This window comes from Hydrogenophaga crassostreae (assembly GCF_001761385.1).
GTDB lineage: Bacteria > Pseudomonadota > Gammaproteobacteria > Burkholderiales > Burkholderiaceae_C > Hydrogenophaga > Hydrogenophaga crassostreae.
The window spans coordinates 805,848-823,112 of record NZ_CP017476.1 but is presented as its reverse complement, the minus strand read 5'-3'; the positions used below and the strand labels follow the sequence as shown (position 1 = coordinate 823,112).

At 56.9% G+C, this 17,265-nt stretch carries 16 protein-coding genes; 13 read left to right on the top strand and 3 right to left on the bottom strand.

Annotated features, from left to right (window positions below; translation table 11 throughout):
* Positions 1-64 precede the first annotated feature (64 nt).
* Complete coding sequence (locus LPB072_RS03965; protein WP_331000297.1) at positions 65-940, top strand: lysophospholipid acyltransferase family protein; 876 nt, start codon at positions 65-67, stop codon at positions 938-940.
* Positions 941-963: 23 nt separating this feature from the next.
* Complete coding sequence (locus tag LPB072_RS03960) at positions 964-1,887, top strand: lysophospholipid acyltransferase family protein (RefSeq protein ID WP_066091882.1); 924 nt, start codon at positions 964-966, stop codon at positions 1,885-1,887.
* Between the two features lie 26 nt (positions 1,888-1,913).
* Here LPB072_RS03960 and yihA read toward each other — a convergent pair whose 3' ends face one another.
* Positions 1,914-2,579 carry a ribosome biogenesis GTP-binding protein YihA/YsxC gene (gene yihA / locus LPB072_RS03955; RefSeq protein ID WP_096349091.1) on the bottom strand — a complete coding sequence of 222 codons (666 nt, stop codon included), beginning with the start codon at positions 2,577-2,579 and terminating at the stop codon, positions 1,914-1,916.
* 232 nt (positions 2,580-2,811) lie between these two features.
* Between yihA and LPB072_RS03950 the strand changes: the two genes are divergently transcribed.
* From LPB072_RS03950 to LPB072_RS03930, 5 genes are all read left to right on the top strand, one after another.
* The gene (locus LPB072_RS03950; protein ID WP_066091877.1) at positions 2,812-3,444 is read left to right on the top strand and encodes a c-type cytochrome; all 633 of its coding nucleotides are present in this window, start codon (positions 2,812-2,814) and stop codon (positions 3,442-3,444) included.
* A gap of 168 nt (positions 3,445-3,612) precedes the next feature.
* On the top strand, positions 3,613-5,751 hold the full coding sequence (locus LPB072_RS03945; RefSeq protein ID WP_066091874.1) for a cytochrome c biogenesis protein ResB: 2,139 nt from the start codon (positions 3,613-3,615) through the stop codon (positions 5,749-5,751).
* Positions 5,748-7,112: a c-type cytochrome biogenesis protein CcsB gene (gene ccsB / locus LPB072_RS03940; protein WP_066091872.1), complete on the top strand. Its 1,365-nt coding sequence runs from the start codon at positions 5,748-5,750 to the stop codon at positions 7,110-7,112. The genes LPB072_RS03945 and ccsB overlap by 4 nt, the downstream gene beginning before the upstream one ends.
* A gap of 121 nt (positions 7,113-7,233) precedes the next feature.
* On the top strand, positions 7,234-8,232 hold the full coding sequence (gene msrP, locus LPB072_RS03935; RefSeq protein WP_066091869.1) for a protein-methionine-sulfoxide reductase catalytic subunit MsrP: 999 nt from the start codon (positions 7,234-7,236) through the stop codon (positions 8,230-8,232).
* 50 nt (positions 8,233-8,282) lie between these two features.
* Positions 8,283-8,918, top strand: coding sequence for a protein-methionine-sulfoxide reductase heme-binding subunit MsrQ (locus LPB072_RS03930; RefSeq protein WP_066091866.1), 636 nt, complete (start codon positions 8,283-8,285; stop codon positions 8,916-8,918).
* Positions 8,919-8,942: 24 nt separating this feature from the next.
* Here the strand turns inward: LPB072_RS03930 and lptM are convergent, their stop codons facing one another.
* Positions 8,943-9,149, bottom strand: coding sequence for an LPS translocon maturation chaperone LptM (gene lptM, locus LPB072_RS22960; RefSeq protein ID WP_082876988.1), 207 nt, complete (start codon positions 9,147-9,149; stop codon positions 8,943-8,945).
* 12 nt (positions 9,150-9,161) lie between these two features.
* Here lptM and cyaY point away from each other — a divergent pair, with 12 nt between their 5' ends.
* Positions 9,162-9,494 carry an iron donor protein CyaY gene (cyaY, locus tag LPB072_RS03925; RefSeq protein ID WP_066091863.1) on the top strand — a complete coding sequence of 111 codons (333 nt, stop codon included), beginning with the start codon at positions 9,162-9,164 and terminating at the stop codon, positions 9,492-9,494.
* Here the strand turns inward: cyaY and LPB072_RS03920 are convergent.
* On the bottom strand, positions 9,484-11,892 hold the full coding sequence (locus LPB072_RS03920; RefSeq protein ID WP_082876987.1) for a penicillin-binding protein 1A: 2,409 nt from the start codon (positions 11,890-11,892) through the stop codon (positions 9,484-9,486). The genes cyaY and LPB072_RS03920 overlap by 11 nt on opposite strands.
* Before the next feature lie 271 nt (positions 11,893-12,163).
* On the opposite strand from LPB072_RS03920, the gene LPB072_RS03915 reads away from it, so the two are divergent.
* From LPB072_RS03915 to pilQ, 5 genes are read left to right on the top strand one after another with little or no spacing between them, the layout of a single operon-like run.
* On the top strand, positions 12,164-13,243 hold the full coding sequence (locus LPB072_RS03915) for a pilus assembly protein PilM (protein WP_066092589.1): 1,080 nt from the start codon (positions 12,164-12,166) through the stop codon (positions 13,241-13,243).
* Positions 13,240-13,863: a PilN domain-containing protein gene (locus LPB072_RS03910; RefSeq protein WP_066091860.1), complete on the top strand. Its 624-nt coding sequence runs from the start codon at positions 13,240-13,242 to the stop codon at positions 13,861-13,863. The genes LPB072_RS03915 and LPB072_RS03910 overlap by 4 nt, the downstream gene beginning before the upstream one ends.
* An 8-nt stretch (positions 13,864-13,871) precedes the next feature.
* A complete protein-coding gene (locus LPB072_RS03905) occupies positions 13,872-14,561 on the top strand; it encodes a type IV pilus inner membrane component PilO (protein WP_066091857.1) in 690 nt (229 codons plus the stop codon).
* The gene (locus tag LPB072_RS03900) at positions 14,558-15,109 is read left to right on the top strand and encodes a pilus assembly protein PilP (protein ID WP_066091854.1); all 552 of its coding nucleotides are present in this window, start codon (positions 14,558-14,560) and stop codon (positions 15,107-15,109) included. The genes LPB072_RS03905 and LPB072_RS03900 overlap by 4 nt, the downstream gene beginning before the upstream one ends.
* A 17-nt stretch (positions 15,110-15,126) precedes the next feature.
* Positions 15,127-17,262: a type IV pilus secretin PilQ gene (pilQ, locus tag LPB072_RS03895; protein ID WP_066092586.1), complete on the top strand. Its 2,136-nt coding sequence runs from the start codon at positions 15,127-15,129 to the stop codon at positions 17,260-17,262.
* Positions 17,263-17,265 lie beyond the last annotated feature (3 nt).

Sequence of the window (17,265 nt, the reverse complement as noted above, 5' to 3'; positions counted from 1 at the left end):
GACCGTTTGAACCCTGAGCATGTCAGCCCTTCGGCTGTCCACTTGAGCCCTTGCCGTATTTGCCGTGACCGTCTTCATTCAAAGCCTTTTTCGCGCCCTGTCTGCCTTGCCCTTGCCACTGCTTCATGCACTCGGCTGGCTCGCTGGCTGGACGACATTCCTTTTCTCACCCCGCTACCGGCGCCGCCTGCTTGCCAACGCAAAGCAAGCAGGGCTGCCCCTGAGTACCGCGCTGGCCTCGGTGGCCGAGTCGGGCAAAATGTTGGCAGAGACGCCCCGCATGTGGCTCGGACGGCCGACCAAGCTGCACTGGGAAGGCGAAACCGCGGTCGAAGAGGCGCTGACCCATGGCTCAGGCGTGCTTTTTTTGACACCCCACCTGGGCTGTTTCGAGATCACGGCGCAAGCGCTGGCACAGCGATTTGGTGATCGCATGCCCATCACCGTGTTGTTTCGGCCTTCGCGACAACCCTGGTTGCGTGATCTTGTGGCGACCGCCCGAGAGCGCCCCAATCTGCACACGGCGCCCACCACCCTGGCTGGTGTCAAGCAACTCATCAAGGCACTGAAGACCCGACAGGCTGTGGGGCTGCTGCCCGACCAGGTTCCGCCCCATGGCCAGGGCGTGTGGGCGCCTTTCTTCGGCCGCGAGGCGTACACCATGACCCTGTCAGCGCGGCTCGCCCTGACGCCTGGAGTACAACTCGTCTTGATCTGGGGCGAACGCCTTTCCTGGGGGCGTGGCTACCGGGTTCACGTGCGACCTTGCCCCGTCGCGGGCGGTTTGAGCAAAGACCCGGTGGTTGCAGCGACCCAGATCAACCAGGCCATGGAAACCCTGGTGCGAGAATGCCCTGCCCAATACATCTGGTCATATGACCGCTACAAACAGCCCCACGGCTCGGCACCACCCCCAGCGGCACCCACGCCGCCCGATTGATGCCGCCCGGTCACCCACCGCCCATGTCGACTCCCCAGCAAAGCACGCAGCCCAACCCGCGCCTCCACACCAACTGGAGCGGGCGAACGGCTGTGCGGTTCATGAACGCTTTGGCCTGGCTGCCCCTGTCTTGGGTGAGAGGGCTTGGATGGGCGGTCGGGCACCTGCTACACACCCTGGCGGGCAAGCGCCGTCACATCGCTCGAACGAACTGGGCTCTGTGTTTTCCCGCGCAGTCTGAGGCCGAGCGCAACCGTGCCGTGCGCCAGCATTTCGTGGTGTTCACCCAGTCATGGCTGGACCGTGGCTGGATCTGGGGCGCCAGCGAAGCCACGGTGCGTTCGCGCATCAAACTGGTCGGCGACCTTGACGCCCTTTCTGACGACGGCGCAGTGGCGATTTTCGCCCCGCACTTTGTGGGTTTGGATGCCGGCGGAGCAGCGCTCTCTCTGGCTTTTTCCCGCAATTTCATCAGCCTTTATGCGCGTCAGCGCAATGTCGCCATTGACCAATGGGTGCGTGCCGGGAGGTTGAAATTCGGCTCGGTACGCCTGGTTGAAAAACACGAAAGCCTGCGCACCTTGATTCAGGCATTGCGCTCAGGCGAGGCGCTCTACCTGCTGCCCGACATGGACCTGGGACCGACCGACTCCGTGTTTGTCCCGTTCTTCGGGGTGCCAGCCGCCACCGTGCCGACATTGCCGCGCCTGGCCCAGCTGGGACGGGCCCGCGTGGTCTCGGTCATCAGCCGACTCACACCAGAAGGCTACGAAGTCACTGTCTTGCCCGCATGGCGCGATTACCCTACAGGCGATGCCCAGGCCGATACAGCGACCATGAACCAGCGACTGGAAGAAATGATCGCCACCATGCCCGAGCAGTATTACTGGGTACACAAGCGTTTCAAAACCAGGCCGCCGGGCGAAAAGCCGCTCTACGCCCGCTGAGTCGGGAGACAAGCAGCCGACGAAACTCAGTCGAGTGCTGGCGGCTCTTCTTCGTCGTAGACCACCGATGGTTCTGGCGCCGCATGCACGCCGTGCGTCCAGTCCCACAGCAAACGCGCTACTTCGTCCAGCCCTTGCTTTTTCAAGGCAGAGAAGAGGCGGGCCTGCCCGCCGCCGCTTTGCAACTGGGCAATTGACAAGGCCTTGTTGGCTTCGGCTCTGGTCAGCTTGTCAGACTTGGTGAGGAGAATCAGGAAATTCAACCCGTCGGCCACCCGCGGACGGATCACGTCAAGCAGGATTTCATCGAGTTCGGTCAGCCCCAGGCGAGGGTCGCAGAGCAACACCACCGCCTTGAGGTTTTTTCGGGTCAACAAATAGTTGCCCATGACCCGCTGCCAGCGCAACTTGGCTTCGCGCGGCACAGCGGCATAGCCATATCCCGGCAAATCGGCCAACACGGCGTCGGTGATGCCCTGTTTACCAAGCGAAAAGAGGTTGATGCTCTGCGTGCGTCCTGGCGTTTTGGAAGCAAACGCCAGACGCTTTTGTTGCGTCATTGTGTTGATGCAGGTTGACTTGCCAGCGTTTGATCGGCCAACGAAAGCCACCTCGGGCACATCAAGATCCGGGAGAAATTCGAGCTGAGGTGCGGTGGTGAGAAAGCGCGCGGTGTGCAGCCACCCGTGCATGGTTTTAACGTCCGGCGGAGCAGATGAAGGAAGCTCGTTCCCTCCGGTCAACAAAGGGGCCTGAGTGGTCTTGAGCGAGGCGGCGGAAGCGGTGGGAGCGTGTTTTTTGGCGGCGGGCATTGGGGGGTTCCTGTGGGCCATTGTAAAATCGTTTGGTTAATGGTCTGAAAGAGTCTTCCGCAGACCGCGTGTTTTTCAAAAACCGATGCGTCGTCACTGGCGCAACCCCGACATGAAATTGCCAGTCTCTATCCTCTGCGCCTTCGCCGCTGCGGCCACCTTCTCCGTCGCTGCCCATGCAGAAACGGCGAAAACCGAACTTGTCAAGCCCGACCTGGCCAAAGGCTCAGCCGCCTATGGCCAAGTTTGCGTTGCCTGCCATGCCGCAGATGGCAATTCGACCACGCCTGAAAACCCCAAGCTGGCCGCTCAGCACCCTGAGTACCTGGCCAAGCAGCTGAAGGAGTTCAAATCGGGCAAACGCGACAATGCCATCATGAAAGGATTTGCTGCGGGCTTGTCTGACGAAGACATGACCAACATCTCCCATTGGCTGGCCGATCAAAAAGCCAAAGACGGCTTTGCCTCTGAAAAAGACCTGGTTCGCATGGGCGAACGCATCTACCGCGGTGGAATCGCCGACCGCCAGATCGCTGCTTGCGCCGGTTGCCACAGCCCCAACGGCGCGGGCATTCCCGCCCAGTACCCTCGCCTGGCAGGTCAGCATGCCACTTATACGGTGAACCAGTTGAACGCATTCCGTTCGGGCGCCCGCAAGAACAGCGTGGAGATGACCGGCGTTGCGGCCAAGATGAATGACGTGGAAATCAAAGCCGTGTCAGACTACATCGCAGGCCTTCGCTGATTCAACCGAACTTCTCCCCGGCAAGTTTGGGGATATAAGCCATCGTTAATATTTGTCGGCACAATGCGGAACAACGATATTCATTGAACCGCCAAGCCGACTGAGCATCACATCAGGGCGTGTTCTGGGTTTCTCCAGACCCGCCCTGTTTGTTTTTTAGACGCCCTCATGACCGTTTCCACCGAAGGCTTGCAGATCCGAACCGGCTCCCGCTGGGCCAGCCAACTTGTTGAGTTGCTGTCGTCCATGCGTTTTGCCATCTCCTTGCTGACCGTGATTTGCATCGCCTCGGTCATTGGAACCGTGGTCAAGCAACATGAGCCAGCCAACAACTATGTGAACCAGTTTGGTCCCTTTTGGGCCGATGTGTTCTCCAGTGCCAAGCTGTTTACCGTTTACAGCGCTTGGTGGTTCTTGCTTATTTTGGCGTTTCTGGTGGTCAGCACCAGTCTGTGCATCATCCGCAACACGCCAAAGATTTTCAGTGATTTCAAGACCTTCAAGGAAAACATCCGTGAGCAAAGTCTGAAGTCGTTTCCCAACCGGGCCGAGGGTCGGGTAGGCGAATCGCCCGAAATGGCCGCCAACCGCATGGGGCAACAGCTGCTGGGGTCTGGCTGGAAGGTCAAGCTTCAGTCGCGCGAAACCCCTACTGGCTTGGGATGGATGGTGGCGGCAAAAAAGGGTGTGGCCAACAAAATCGGCTACCTGGCGGCACACAGCGCCATCGTGCTGGTGTGTATTGGCGGCTTGCTGGACGGTGATCTGATCGTCCAGGCACAGATGTGGTTCAACGGGAAGACACCGTTCACTGGCGGCGGCATGATTGCCGATGTTCCTGCGCAACACCGCCTGTCCCCCAACAACCCCACCTTCCGCGGCAATCTGCTGGTGACCGAAGGCACCACCGCCAGCACCGCTATCCTGACCCAGCCCACCGGGGTCATGCTGCAAGATCTGCCGTTTTCGGTGGAACTGAAGAAGTTCATCGTCGAGTACTACGACACGGGCATGCCGCGCCTGTTTGCCAGCGATATCGTCATTCGCGACAACGAAACAGGGGAAGAGCGACCGACACGCGTCGAGGTGAACCACCCGGCGAGCTACAAAGGCATCAATATCTACCAGTCGAGCTTTGACGACGGTGGCTCCAAGGTCACGCTCAATGCGGTGCCCATCAATGGCGTGATCAAACCTTTTGAGGTCTCGGGGGTGATCGGTACCAGCACGCCGCTGTCCAATGGCGACGACAAGCTCACGCTGGAGTACACCGGCTTGCGCGTCATCAACGTGGAAAACTTCGCCGGTCAAGGATCGGCCACCGACGTGCGCAGTGTGGATCTGCGCACCTCCATCGAAAGCCGCCTGGGATCGGGCCACAAAACGGTCACAGAGAAGGCGCTGCGAAATGTTGGGCCCAGCATCTCTTACAAGTTGCGCGATGCTGCGGGCCAGGCAGTTGAGTACAACAACTACATGCTGCCCATGGAGCTGGATGGTGCGCGCATGTACCTTCTCGGCATGCGCGAGACACCTTCTGAACCGTACCGCTACCTGCGCATTCCCGCCGACGATCAAGACAGCATGGAGGGCTTCACGCGCCTTCAAACCGCCTTGGCCAATCCGGGCATGCGAGAAGCGGCCATCAAGCGGTATGCCGCTGAGGCTGTAGAAAGCAACCGCCCCGACCTGGCCGAAGCATTGACGGCCTCGGCAGGACGGGCGCTCGGCTTGTTCGCGGGCGCCGAGTCCGGCGTATTGCCCAAGCCACTGCCGGGCGAACCGGCAATCAAAGGTGGCCTGCAAGCGGTCTCAGCTTTTCTGGAGGCCAATGTGCCCGAGGCAGAACGGGAACGTGCGGGCGACGTGCTGGTGCGTATTCTGAACGGCACTTTATTTGACCTGCTGCAACTCAGCCGGGAACAAGCCGGGCTGGCCCCGCTCGAACGCAACGAAGAAACTCAGCGTTTCATGACGCTGGCCGTGATCGCGCTGAGCGACGCTTTTTTGTATCCTGCCCCCATGGCGTTTGAACTGAAAGACTTCACCCATATTCAAGCCAGTGTGTTCCAGGTGGCACGTGCGCCGGGGCAGACCATCGTTTACCTGGGTTGCGGTTTCCTGATTCTGGGCGTCTTTGCGATGCTCTACGTGCGTGAGCGCCGTTTATGGATATGGCTGGCGCCGGACCCAAAAGACGCCTCTACGGCGCAAGCCACCATGGCTTTGTCGTCCAACCGCAAGACCATGGAATCGGATCAGGAGTTTGACGTGTTGAAAACCCAGTTGTTGAAGGCCTCCCCATGAATACCGCTGCCACCCAGACCATCGAGCTCAAGCGGGGCAACTCAGGTCAGCGCCTGTCGCCCAGTTACTTCGCCAGCCGCAACGTGTGGGACTGGCTGTTTGCCGCATTGGTTATTGCCGGTGCCGGCACAGCCTTCAGCCTCTACGGTGCTTCCATGGATGGCTACGAAAAAGGCATCTTGCTGGGCGCGGTGCCTGCGGTGATCTGGCTGGGCTGGTTCTGGCGTCCTTTGCGCGCGCTGATGGTGGGCGTCGCAGTTTTGTCCTTGCTGGCCATATCGCTGTACCAAACCCCTGAAGGCACGGCCGACCTGACCCGCGCCGACCATGTGTTCATGCTGAAGTACTTCATCTCCAGCCAGTCCGCCATTCTTTGGATGAGCATGCTGTTTTTCATGAGCACGATTTTTTACTGGATCGGCATGGTCACGCGTGCCGGGGGCGGCTTTGAAGGCATTGGCTCGCGCCTGGCATGGGCCGCCATCACGCTGGCCCTGGTCGGCACCATGGTGCGCTGGTATGAAAGCCACCAGATAGGCGTGGGCATCGGCCACATCCCGGTGAGCAACCTCTATGAGGTTTTTGTGCTGTTTTGCTGGTTAACTGCCACGTTTTACCTTTACTACGAAGACCAGTACGAGACCCGTTCAATGGGGGCTTTCGTGATGCTGGTAGTCAGTGCTGCGGTCGGATTCCTGCTCTGGTACACAGTGGTTCGCGAGGCCCATCAGATCCAGCCCCTGGTTCCTGCGCTGCAAAGCTGGTGGATGAAGCTGCACGTTCCAGCCAACTTCATTGGCTACGGCACTTTTGCCATTGCCGCCATGCTGGCCTTTGCCTACCTGATCAAACAAAGCGCGACGGAAAGCCGCTGGTACAAGCTGGCTCCACTGTGGATCCTGGGATTGGTGCTGTGCTTCGAGCCCATCGTTTTCCGCACATCTGCCGCAGAAAAAGGCGGCAGCTACTGGTTCGTCTACTTTGGCATTTCGCTGCTGATCGTGGGCGGCATCATGTTTGGTCGCCACCGCATTGCCGAGCGCCTGCCTTCATTTGAAGTGCTGGACGATGTGATGTACAAGGCCATCGCCGTCGGTTTTGCCTTCTTCACGATAGCCACTGTGCTGGGGGCCTTCTGGGCTGCCGAAGCGTGGGGTGGCTACTGGAGCTGGGACCCGAAAGAGACTTGGGCTTTGATCGTCTGGCTGAACTATGCAGCCTGGCTGCATATGCGTCTCATGAAAGGCCTGCGCGGCACTGTGGCAGCTTGGTGGGCTCTGACGGGCCTGGCGATCACCACATTCGCCTTTCTGGGCGTGAACATGTTCCTGTCGGGCCTGCACAGTTACGGCGAACTCTGATATTGATGGGCCGGCGCGCAGGCATGCCGCGGGGCGGATAGCCCGACCGCCACCGCATTGCGAAGGAAACTTGTAAGAATGCATCCGGTCTCACGACCCAAAGAGAGCACTGGAGCATTCAATGATCATCCGAAACCCCGCCGAAGGATTTGACCATCCCCTTTCGAGCGAAATCACCTCGCCATCCCAATACCTGAATCGCCGCACCTGGTTGCAAACGCTGGCGCTGGGGGCCGGTGGGGCAGCCTTGTCAAGCTGGGCAACTCGCGAGGCTTGGGCATTGGCATCCCGGCCCGGGCGGCTCGCTGCGCTGAATGCCAGCGCCTCTAACGTGGCTGGTGCTCAAACGATAGAAAAGCTCACCGGCTACAAAGACGCATCCTCGTACAACAATTACTACGAGTTCAGCACCGACAAGGCCGAACCGGCCGCTTTGGCAACCACACTCCAAACGCAACCCTGGACGGTGGCTGTTGAAGGAATGGTCAACAAGCCCAAGGTCTTTGATCTCGACGCTTTGCTCAAGCTCAGTGCCATGGAAGAACGCATCTACCGCCTGCGCTGCGTCGAAGGCTGGTCCATGGTGATTCCATGGTTAGGCTATTCCCTGGCCGCTCTGATCAAAGAAGTGCAACCGCAAGGCAGTGCCAGATATGTGGAATTTGTCACCTTGGCCGATCCCAAAATGATGCCAGGTCTGAGCTCCGGCGTGCTTGACTGGCCATACACAGAGGCGCTGAGGCTGGACGAGGCCCTGCACCCCCTGACCATGCTGGGCTTCGGCATGTATGGCGAGGTGCTGCCCAACCAGAATGGTGCCCCCGTGCGCCTGATCGTGCCCTGGAAATACGGATTCAAATCAGCCAAGTCGCTGGTGAAAATACGCTTCACCGATCGCCAGCCAAACACCGCATGGAACAAGGCTGCGGCACAAGAATATGGCTTTTACTCCAATGTGAATCCGGATGTGCCACATCCCCGGTGGAGCCAATCAACTGAGCGACGCATTGGCGAAGAAGGGGGCTTGTTCGCCAAGCGCCGAAAAACCCTCATCTTCAATGGCTACGAAGCCCAGGTGGGTCAGCTTTACGCAGGCATGGACCTGCGAAAGAATTTTTGATGCCATCCTCAATATCCCCTTCGTCAAGCAGCGGCGTTGCGGGCCGAACCATGCTGTCACCCGTCAACCGCTGGTTGTTGCATCCAGCGACCAAGCCAGCGGTTTTTTTGACCGCCACCCTGCCGTTTGCATGGCTCATCTGGGCGGCATTTACCGACCGGCTGGGAGCGAACCCGGCGGAGGCCTTGATCCGATCACTGGGCGACTGGAATATCCGGTTTCTGGTTCTGGTGTTGCTGGTCACCCCACTGAGGACCATCGCCGGCTGGCCTGCCATGGCGCGTTTGCGACGCATGCTCGGACTTTTTGTGTTCTTCTACGCAACCATGCATTTGTTGGCCTACGCATGGTTTGACCAAGGGTTCAATTGGAACGAAGTGGTTGCCGACATTGCCAAACGGCCTTTTATTCTGGTGGGCATGTTGGCATGGAGCATGCTGTTGCTGCTGTCCCTGACGTCTTTCAACAAGGCCATCCGATGGTTTGGTGCACGTCGCTGGCAATGGCTGCACCGCCTGGTCTACGCCGTGGCAGGATTGGCGGTATTGCACTTTTTCTGGATGCGCAGCGGCAAAAACGATTTCGCAGAAGTCGCGATTTATGCCGCCATATTTTCAGCCCTCCTGGGCTGGAGAGCGATTCGAAGCCTGAAGCGGCGCCGCGCTGCAGCGCTTGGCCGCCCTTGAGGAGTCCTGACCTCGGACCAGGGTTCACCTCAGAGGTTGATCCTTCACCTTAGCGCCGTCCTCAATCGCCGGCTTCGAGGGTTTCGCCTGGACACCCGTATCGGTCGGCAGATACAACGGGCCTTTTTGTCCACACCCTGCAACAAGCAACCCGGCGCCCATCAGGGCCGCAACCACCAAAGGACGTGTAGGTACAGACAAGGCGCCTAGAATTCTGTGGGTATTGATCATGATTGCATTGTAATGAACGACAACGAATACCTGAATCACGCGGAAGCCGCCTTAAGAGCCGTGGAGCGTGCCTGTGATGACATCAACGACGCCACCGACGCAGACATTGACAACCAACGCGTAGGAGGCATGGTCACACTGACGTTTTCCAACGGCAGCCAGATCATCGTGAACTTGCAAAAGCCGTTGCAAGAGCTTTGGATGGCGGCCAAGGCCGGCGGTTTTCACTACCGCTTTGATGGCCAACGGTGGATGGATACCAAAGGTCAAGGGGAGTTCTTTGGCCAGCTCTCACAGTCGGCCAGCGAGCAAGCGGGCCTCCCGCTGAATTTCACTAGTTCCTGAACAGATCCAGAATACTTCGCCGGTCTTCGACCGTGGCCGGCGGCGGTGCGTTGAGGCCACCTTCCTCCTCCGTCAGTGCGCCAGGCCAAGGGTCGTTGAGTCCCAAGCCACTCACACCGCGTCCCGGGCCAAACTCCTCAAAATACCATTCACCCCCCACCCGAATGATCCCGGGCGGCACCTTGTAGTCCGCCACCGGGACATCTTTGAGCGCTTGCGACATGAAGTCGATCCAGATCGGAAGACTCAAGCCACCGCCCGTTTCGCGGCTGCCCAGGTTGCGTGGCACGTCATAGCCCACCCACGCCGCCGCGACCAGGGATGGCTGATAACCAACAAACCAGGCATCAACCGAATCATTGGTGGTTCCGGTCTTTCCGAACAAGTCTCTCCGTTTGAGCTTGGATTGCGCACGAGCGGCTGTCCCTGTCCGCGTCACCTCTTGCAGCAAACTGTTGACGATAAACGCATTGCGCTCATCAATGGCCCTGTTTTCCGGCGTCATGACCGTCGTGGGTGCCTGGTAGAGCACCCTGCCACGCTGCTCCACCACCCGCATGATCAAGGATGGCGGCGCACGGTACCCCCCATTGGCAAACACCGAATAACCGGCAGCCATCTGCAATGGGGTTACGGTCCCTGCTCCCAGCGCCATGGTCAGATAAGGCGGATGACGATCCGCCTGAAACCCAAACCGCGTGACCCAAGCTTGCGCATTCTCCGGCCCGACCAGCTGCATCACACGCACAGACACGAGATTCTTCGACTTCGCCAGGGCGCGACGCACTGACATCGGCCCCTCGAACCGACCATCGTAGTTTTTTGGCTCCCACGACTTCCCCCCGGTTTGACCTGCGCTGAAATACATCGGCGCATCGTTCACAACGGTGGCTGGAGACAACCCCTTTTCCAGGGCCGCAGAGTAAATGAACGGCTTGAAACTGGAACCCGGCTGGCGCCAGGCCTGAGCGGCGTGATTGAACTTGTTCTTCTGGAAATCAAAACCACCAACCAAGGCCCGAACCGCACCACTGCGCGGATCCATCGCAACAAACGCCGACTCGACCTCTGGCAACTGGCTTATCCGCCACTCCTTGTCGCCCCCTCTGACAAGCCGAACCACAGACCCCGGCCTGATCTGCACCTCAGGGGCACTTTTGGCCGTCAGGCCGCTTGCCGCCGCACGCAACCCGCTACCCGTGATCTCGATGGCCTCGCCATCCTGCCGAACCACGACCACCTTGTTGCTGCTGGCCGTCAAAACGACGGCGGAAAGCAAATCCCCGTTATCAGGATGCTCAATCAATATGTCGTCAATCGCCTCATCTCGTGCCGACTTCTGTGTCGGAAGCTCGATTGACGCCTCTGGACCCCGGTAGCGTTGGCGGGCGTCATACGCCATCACGCCGTCCCTCAAGGCTTTGTACGCAGCCTGCTGCTCACTGGAGACCAAACTGGTTATCACTGTCAGCCCGCGGGTGTATGCCTCATCACCATACTGAGACACCATCGCCTGACGGACCATCTCGGCGGCAAACTCGGCATGCACCAGAATCTCGCGCGACTGAGAGCGGATCTTCAACGTTTCCTTCTTGGCCAGTTGCGCCTCATCCCCAGATATGAAGCCGTTCTCCAGCATCCGATCAATGATGTAGAGCTGGCGAACCCGGGCTCGCTTGGGATTAGAGATCGGGTTGTAAGCTGAAGGTGCCTTCGGCAGCCCAGCCAACATCGCGGCTTCAGCGATCGACACGTCTTTCAATGGCTTGTCAAAATAGGTAAGCGCAGCGGTTGAGAATCCATAGGCGCGCTGTCCCAAGAAAATCTGATTCATGTAAATCTCAAGGATCTGCTCCTTCGTCAGCGAATACTCAAGCTTGAACGTCAGAAGCACCTCGTAAATCTTCCGGGTGTAACTCTTCTCAGCCGACAAATAGACATTTCGCGCGACCTGCATGGTGATCGTCGAAGCGCCCTGGCTCTTGGCCCTCCCCAGGTTGGCGAGGGCAGCACGCAGCATTCCACGGTAGTCCACACCACCGTGTTCGAAGAACCGAGAGTCCTCAATCGCCAACACAGCGTTCTTCATCACCTCGGGAATGTCTTTAAACGGCAACAGATTGCGCCGCTCTTCTCCGAATTCGCTGATCAAATGACCGTCCGACGTGTACACCCGCAAAGGAAGCTTGGGTCGGTAGTCGGCCAAGTCGGCCACGTCAGGCAAATTGGGGTAAGCGACCGCCAGAGCAATGCCCACGCCAAGCACCAGAGCCAGTACCCCGGCCAATCCCAAACCCATCGCCCAAGCCACCATGCGCACCAGCCAGGCCAGCCAGCCAGGCGATGATGGCGCACCGTCGTTACCTTGACGGGCGTGGGCTTTGTCGGTTTTTTGCATGCAATTTGTCGAGGCCAAAGCCAAAGAGTATAAAAAGATTTGGCGACCAAGCCTGCATCGCCAAACAAGCTCGAACTGTGATTTGTGGCCAGAAAAGCGCATTTCCCGGACATATGTCCGCGGCGTCCCGCCATTCCTGCGTATACTTTTGACAACGTTTCACGTCATGTCAGAAGTAAAAAACCTTTGCTGCGCAAGGAGCTTGCTGCTAGCATTGAAGTGAAATCTTAAGTTCCGCGCGCCATGGCGCTACATTTTTTTGGGGGCCACCTTGAGCGCATTGGGGTCGTTTTTTAGTCGTGATCCGGCTCCTTTGCTGGGCATTGATGTCAGTTCGTCCAGCGTCAAGCTGGTTGAACTCAGCCGCAACCGAGCCGGAGATCTCGTTTTGGAGCGGTGTGCCATCGAGCCGCTGGAACGGGGGTGGATCACTGACGGCAACATCGAAAAATTCGATGAAGTTGCCGAAGCTGTGCGCCGAGTGGTTCGTAAAAGCGGTAGCAAAACCAAGCAAGTGGCAATGGCCTTGCCTGCTTCTGCCGTGATCACCAAGAAGATCATGCTGCCCGGGGGACTGACAGAAAAAGAACTGGAAGCCCAGGTCGAATCTGAAGCCAATCAATACATCCCGTTTTCCCTCGACGAAGTCAGTTTGGACTTTTGCGTCCTGGGCCCAAGCGCTACGTCGGTCGGCGATACGGAAGTGTTGATTGCCGCCTCCAGAAAAGAAAAGGTCTCTGACCGCCAGGGTCTGGCGGAAGCTGCAGGACTCACGCCCGTGGTGCTTGATATCGAGCCCTATGCGTCTCGCATGGCTGCAGGACGGGTCATCGAAACACTGCCCAATCAAGGCGTCGACTCGTTGGTCGCACTGTTTGAAGTTGGTGCGGTCACCACCAGCATGCAAGTCATGCGAAACGACGACGTGCTTTACGAACGCGACCAAGCGTTCGGTGGCGCCCAGCTGACCCAGCTGATCGTCCGCCAATATGGCTTCTCCATGGACGAAGCAGAGGCAAAAAAACGGTCCGGAGACCTCCCGGATGACTACCGCTCAGCGGTGCTCGAACCCTTCATTGAAAGCATGTCGCAGGAAATCGGTCGTGCGCTGCAGTTCTTCTTCACCAGTACGCCTTACAACAAAGTCGACCACATCTTGCTGGCTGGTGGCAGCGCCGCCATTCCTGGCTTGACTGAGGGTGTTACCAAGCAGACCTCCTCTGCATGCATGGTCATCAACCCGTTTGATGGAATGGAAATGGCCTCTACTGTGCATGCCCGCAAGATCGCCAGAGAAGCGCCTTCGTACCTAACCTCTACTGGCCTTGCATTGCGGAGGTTCTACGCATGATTCTGATCAACCTTCTGCCCCACCGTGAAGCAGCGCGTGAACGTCAAAAGAAGCAGTTCTACACGCAGTTGGTGTTGTCCATGCTGCTTGGTGCGGCCATCGCTGGCGGCGTCTTCATGTGGTTTGACGCCAAAATCTCTGAGCAGCAAGACCGAAACAACCTGCTGAAAAAGCAAATGGCCATTCTTGACACCGAGATCAAGGATATCGCCGGTCTGCAAGCAGAAATTGCGTCATTAAGGGCGCGCCAGACGGCCGTTGAAAACCTGCAGGCAGACCGAAACATGCCCGTCCACCTGATCAACGAGGTGGTGAGCCGACTGCCTGAAGGCATCTACCTTCGCTCAATGAAGCAAGAGAATCAGAATGTCCTGCTGTCAGGGGTGGCTCAGTCGCAAGAACGCGTCTCAGAGCTCCTCAGAAATTTGGCAAGTCAATCCGACCTTTGGCTCGGATCTCCTGAACTGGTGGAAATCGTCGCCTCCAACGCCAATGTCTCAGAACGGGAACAAAGACGGGTTTCGAACTTCACCGTTCGCGTGGTTTTGAAGCGTCCGGCCGAACGCGAAAAATCTGATGAAACATCGGAGAAAGCCACAGCGCTCTCCAAGAAAGTCTGAGCAAACACATGGCACTATCACCCGCAATGGATGTCGACCTCAAAAGGGTTGGTGATGGTATCAAGCGCCAGTTCACTGGCCTTGACGCAAATAACCCAGCCTCCTGGCCTTCCCTTCCAAAGAACCTCCTCTATCTTGCTCTTTGCATTGCAGTGGTAGCTGGTCTTTGGTGGTTCTGGCTAAGCTCAGTCAATGAACAATTGATTGCCGAACAAAACACCGAGCAAAAGTTGCGCGATGAATACCGAGGCAAACTGGTTCAAGCCGTGAACCTCGAAGCCCTTAAAAAGCAACTCGTTCAGGTTCAGCAATACGTTTCGCAACTTGAAAAGCAACTGCCCAGCAAAGCAGAGATGGATGCATTGCTCTCAGACATCAACCAGGCAGGTTTGGGCCGCAGTCTACAGTTTGAACTTTTTAGACCCGGGAACGTGTCCGTCAAAGAGTACTACGCCGAGCTACCTATTGCTGTGCGCGTCACTGGTGGGTATCACGACATTGGCCTGTTTGCCGCTGATATTGCCAATTTGTCGCGTATTGTCACTTTGAACAATATTTCCTTGGAGCCCACAAGGGACAGAGATGGCATATTGACCATGAACTGCACCGCAAAAACCTTCAGGTACCTTGACCAAGAAGAAATAGCCCAACAGCAGGAAACAACCGTTGGCAAGGGGAAAAAGGGAGCCAAAAAATGAAGGCCAAAAATGCAGGGTTATGGCTATTCTTGGCCATAGGATTGACCCAGTTGCAGGGTTGTATTTCGGATGATCAAGAATCATTGGTCACATGGATGCAGCAGGAGAGGGAGAGCATCAAACCCAATGTGAAGCCTATTCCAGAGCCAACCACTTTTGAACCGTATCAATATTTGAGCGAATCTCTGCTTGAGCCATTCAGCAAAGAAAAGCTTGCGAGCATCCTGAAGAGCGGGCAAGCAACCACAAGGCAATCCGCGCTGATCGAGGCTGAGTTAAGCAGGCGGCAAGAGCCACTTGAAGCATTTCCATTGGATACGATGTCAATGGTCGGGACCATGCAAAGGAAGGATGGACTGATTGCTTTGGTGAAAGTTGGAGCGCTTTTGTACCAAGTGCGTTCAGGCCAATACCTTGGCCAAAACTATGGTCGGGTTATTGGCATCAGAGAGAACGAACTTCAGATACGCGAAATAGCACAAGACGCAGCAGGCGAATGGATCGAACGCCCTGCAGCATTGCAGTTACAAGAGGACACTTCGAAATGAAAAAGAATTTGAACCCAATGCACCTCAACGAAGGGTCTGGTGTTTCGAAAAAACTTGCATTGGCGCTGAGCGCAGCTTTGCTCAGTCTAACTGCACATGCGCAAAATGCAATTCGCTCGGTGACCGGTTCAGTTCAGTCCGGCATAGAAGTAATTCGTATCGAAACATCGGAGCCCTTGGCTGCGGTTCCCACCGGTTTCACAATCCAGTCCCCTGCCAGAATTGCACTTGATTTCCCTGGCGTGATCAATGCAGTCGGGAAAAGCCTGGTTGAAATGAACCAGGGCAATCTGCGCTCCGCGAACGTAGTTCAGGCCGGCGATCGGACGCGTGTTGTCATCAACCTCAAGCAAGCCGCTTCCTACAAGGCCAGCATTGAGGGAAATACGATCATGCTGGTCCTCGATGGCGCAGAGCAAACACAGCCAAAAGCCCAGACGGCCCAGGTGTTTGCTCCCCCGACCGGCAGTGATTTCACCGCGCTCAAGGACATTGATTTCAGACGTGGGACAGAGAACGCCGGGAGAGTCGTTGTCGACCTGGCAAGCAACCAAGTTGGGGTCGACATCCGCCAACAAGGAAAAGACCTCGTGGTGGATTTCCTTCAATCAACTCTCCCAGAAGGCCTACGTCGCCGATTGGATGTCACCGATTTTGGAACGCCTGTCCAAACCGTGCTGACCACTCAGGTTGGCGATCGCGTCCGAATGGTCGTCACGCCAACAGGCAATTGGGAACATTCTGCCTATCAAAGCGACAACCAGTTCGTACTTGAAGTCAGAGCAAAGAAAATTGACGATGCCAAGTTGACTCAAGGGCCTGGTTATAACGGCGAAAAGCTTTCTCTCAATTTCCAAAGCATCGAAGTCCGGTCTCTCTTGCAGGTGATCGCAGACTTTACAAACTTCAACATCGTGACTTCCGATTCCGTGAGTGGGTCGGTCACGCTCCGATTGAAGGACGTACCCTGGGATCAGGCACTTGACATCATTCTTCAAGCGAAGGGCTTGGGAATGCGCAAAAGTGGCAATGTTATTTGGATTGCACCGCAAGACGAGATTGCAGCCCGAGAAAAACAAGAACTGGAAGCCAAGGCATCTCTTGAAACGCTCGAAACGCTGCGTACCCAGGGCTTCCAGCTCAATTACGCTAAAGCCAGTGACATCGTTTCGCAAATCTCAGGTGCGAAAAGCACTGGCGGCGACTCTTCTGGCTCCAAGGTTCTGTCAAACCGAGGAAGTGCAATAGCCGAGCCAAGAACAAATCAACTGTTTGTTACCGACATCCCGTCCAAGCTTGAGCAAGTGCAGCAACTGATCTCAAAACTGGACATCCCGGTTCGACAAGTCCTGATCGAAGCCCGCATTGTGGAAGCCGACGACACGTTCGGGCGTTCGCTCGGCGTCCGTTTGGGCGGAAGTGATCTCCGCGGCGTCAATGGTGGCCAACCTGGGTATGCGGTTGCAGGAAACAACCGAGTGACCATAGGTGGTAGCTACAACGCCGTCTCAAGTACCACCACGGAATCAGAAAACGTACTGGATACGTCCAATACCAGCTTTGTTAACCTGCCGTCAGCCGGGGTTGGAGGCTTCTCGCCTGCCGCATTTGCCGTTTCGTTGTTCAGCTCTGCCGCCAACAGGTTTCTAAATCTGGAAATCTCTGCCCTTGAGGCAGATGGCAGAGGAAAAATTGTCTCCAGCCCCAGAGTCGTCACTGCTGATCAGGTCAAGGCATTGATTGAACAGGGTACAGAGTTCCCTTATCAGTCGGCGACATCAAGCGGCGCAACTGCCGTGACCTTTCGGAAAGCGAACCTCAAGCTTGAAGTAACGCCCCAGATCACGCCTGAAGGTGGCATCATCTTGGACGTAGACATCAACAAAGACAGTCGAGGGGAGACCACGGCTGCCGGTATCGCCATCAACACAAAGCATGTTCAAACACAGGTTCTGGTTGAAAATGGAGGCACCGTTGTCATTGGTGGGATCTTTGAACAACAGGATTCCGAAGACGAAACCAAAGTTCCATTGCTTGGCGACATTCCTATTCTCGGAAATCTATTCAAGAATAAGGGGAAATCTTCTCGTCGCTCCGAGCTGCTTATTTTCATCACGCCACGAACCATTGGCGATCGTGGCGTATCACGATAAATT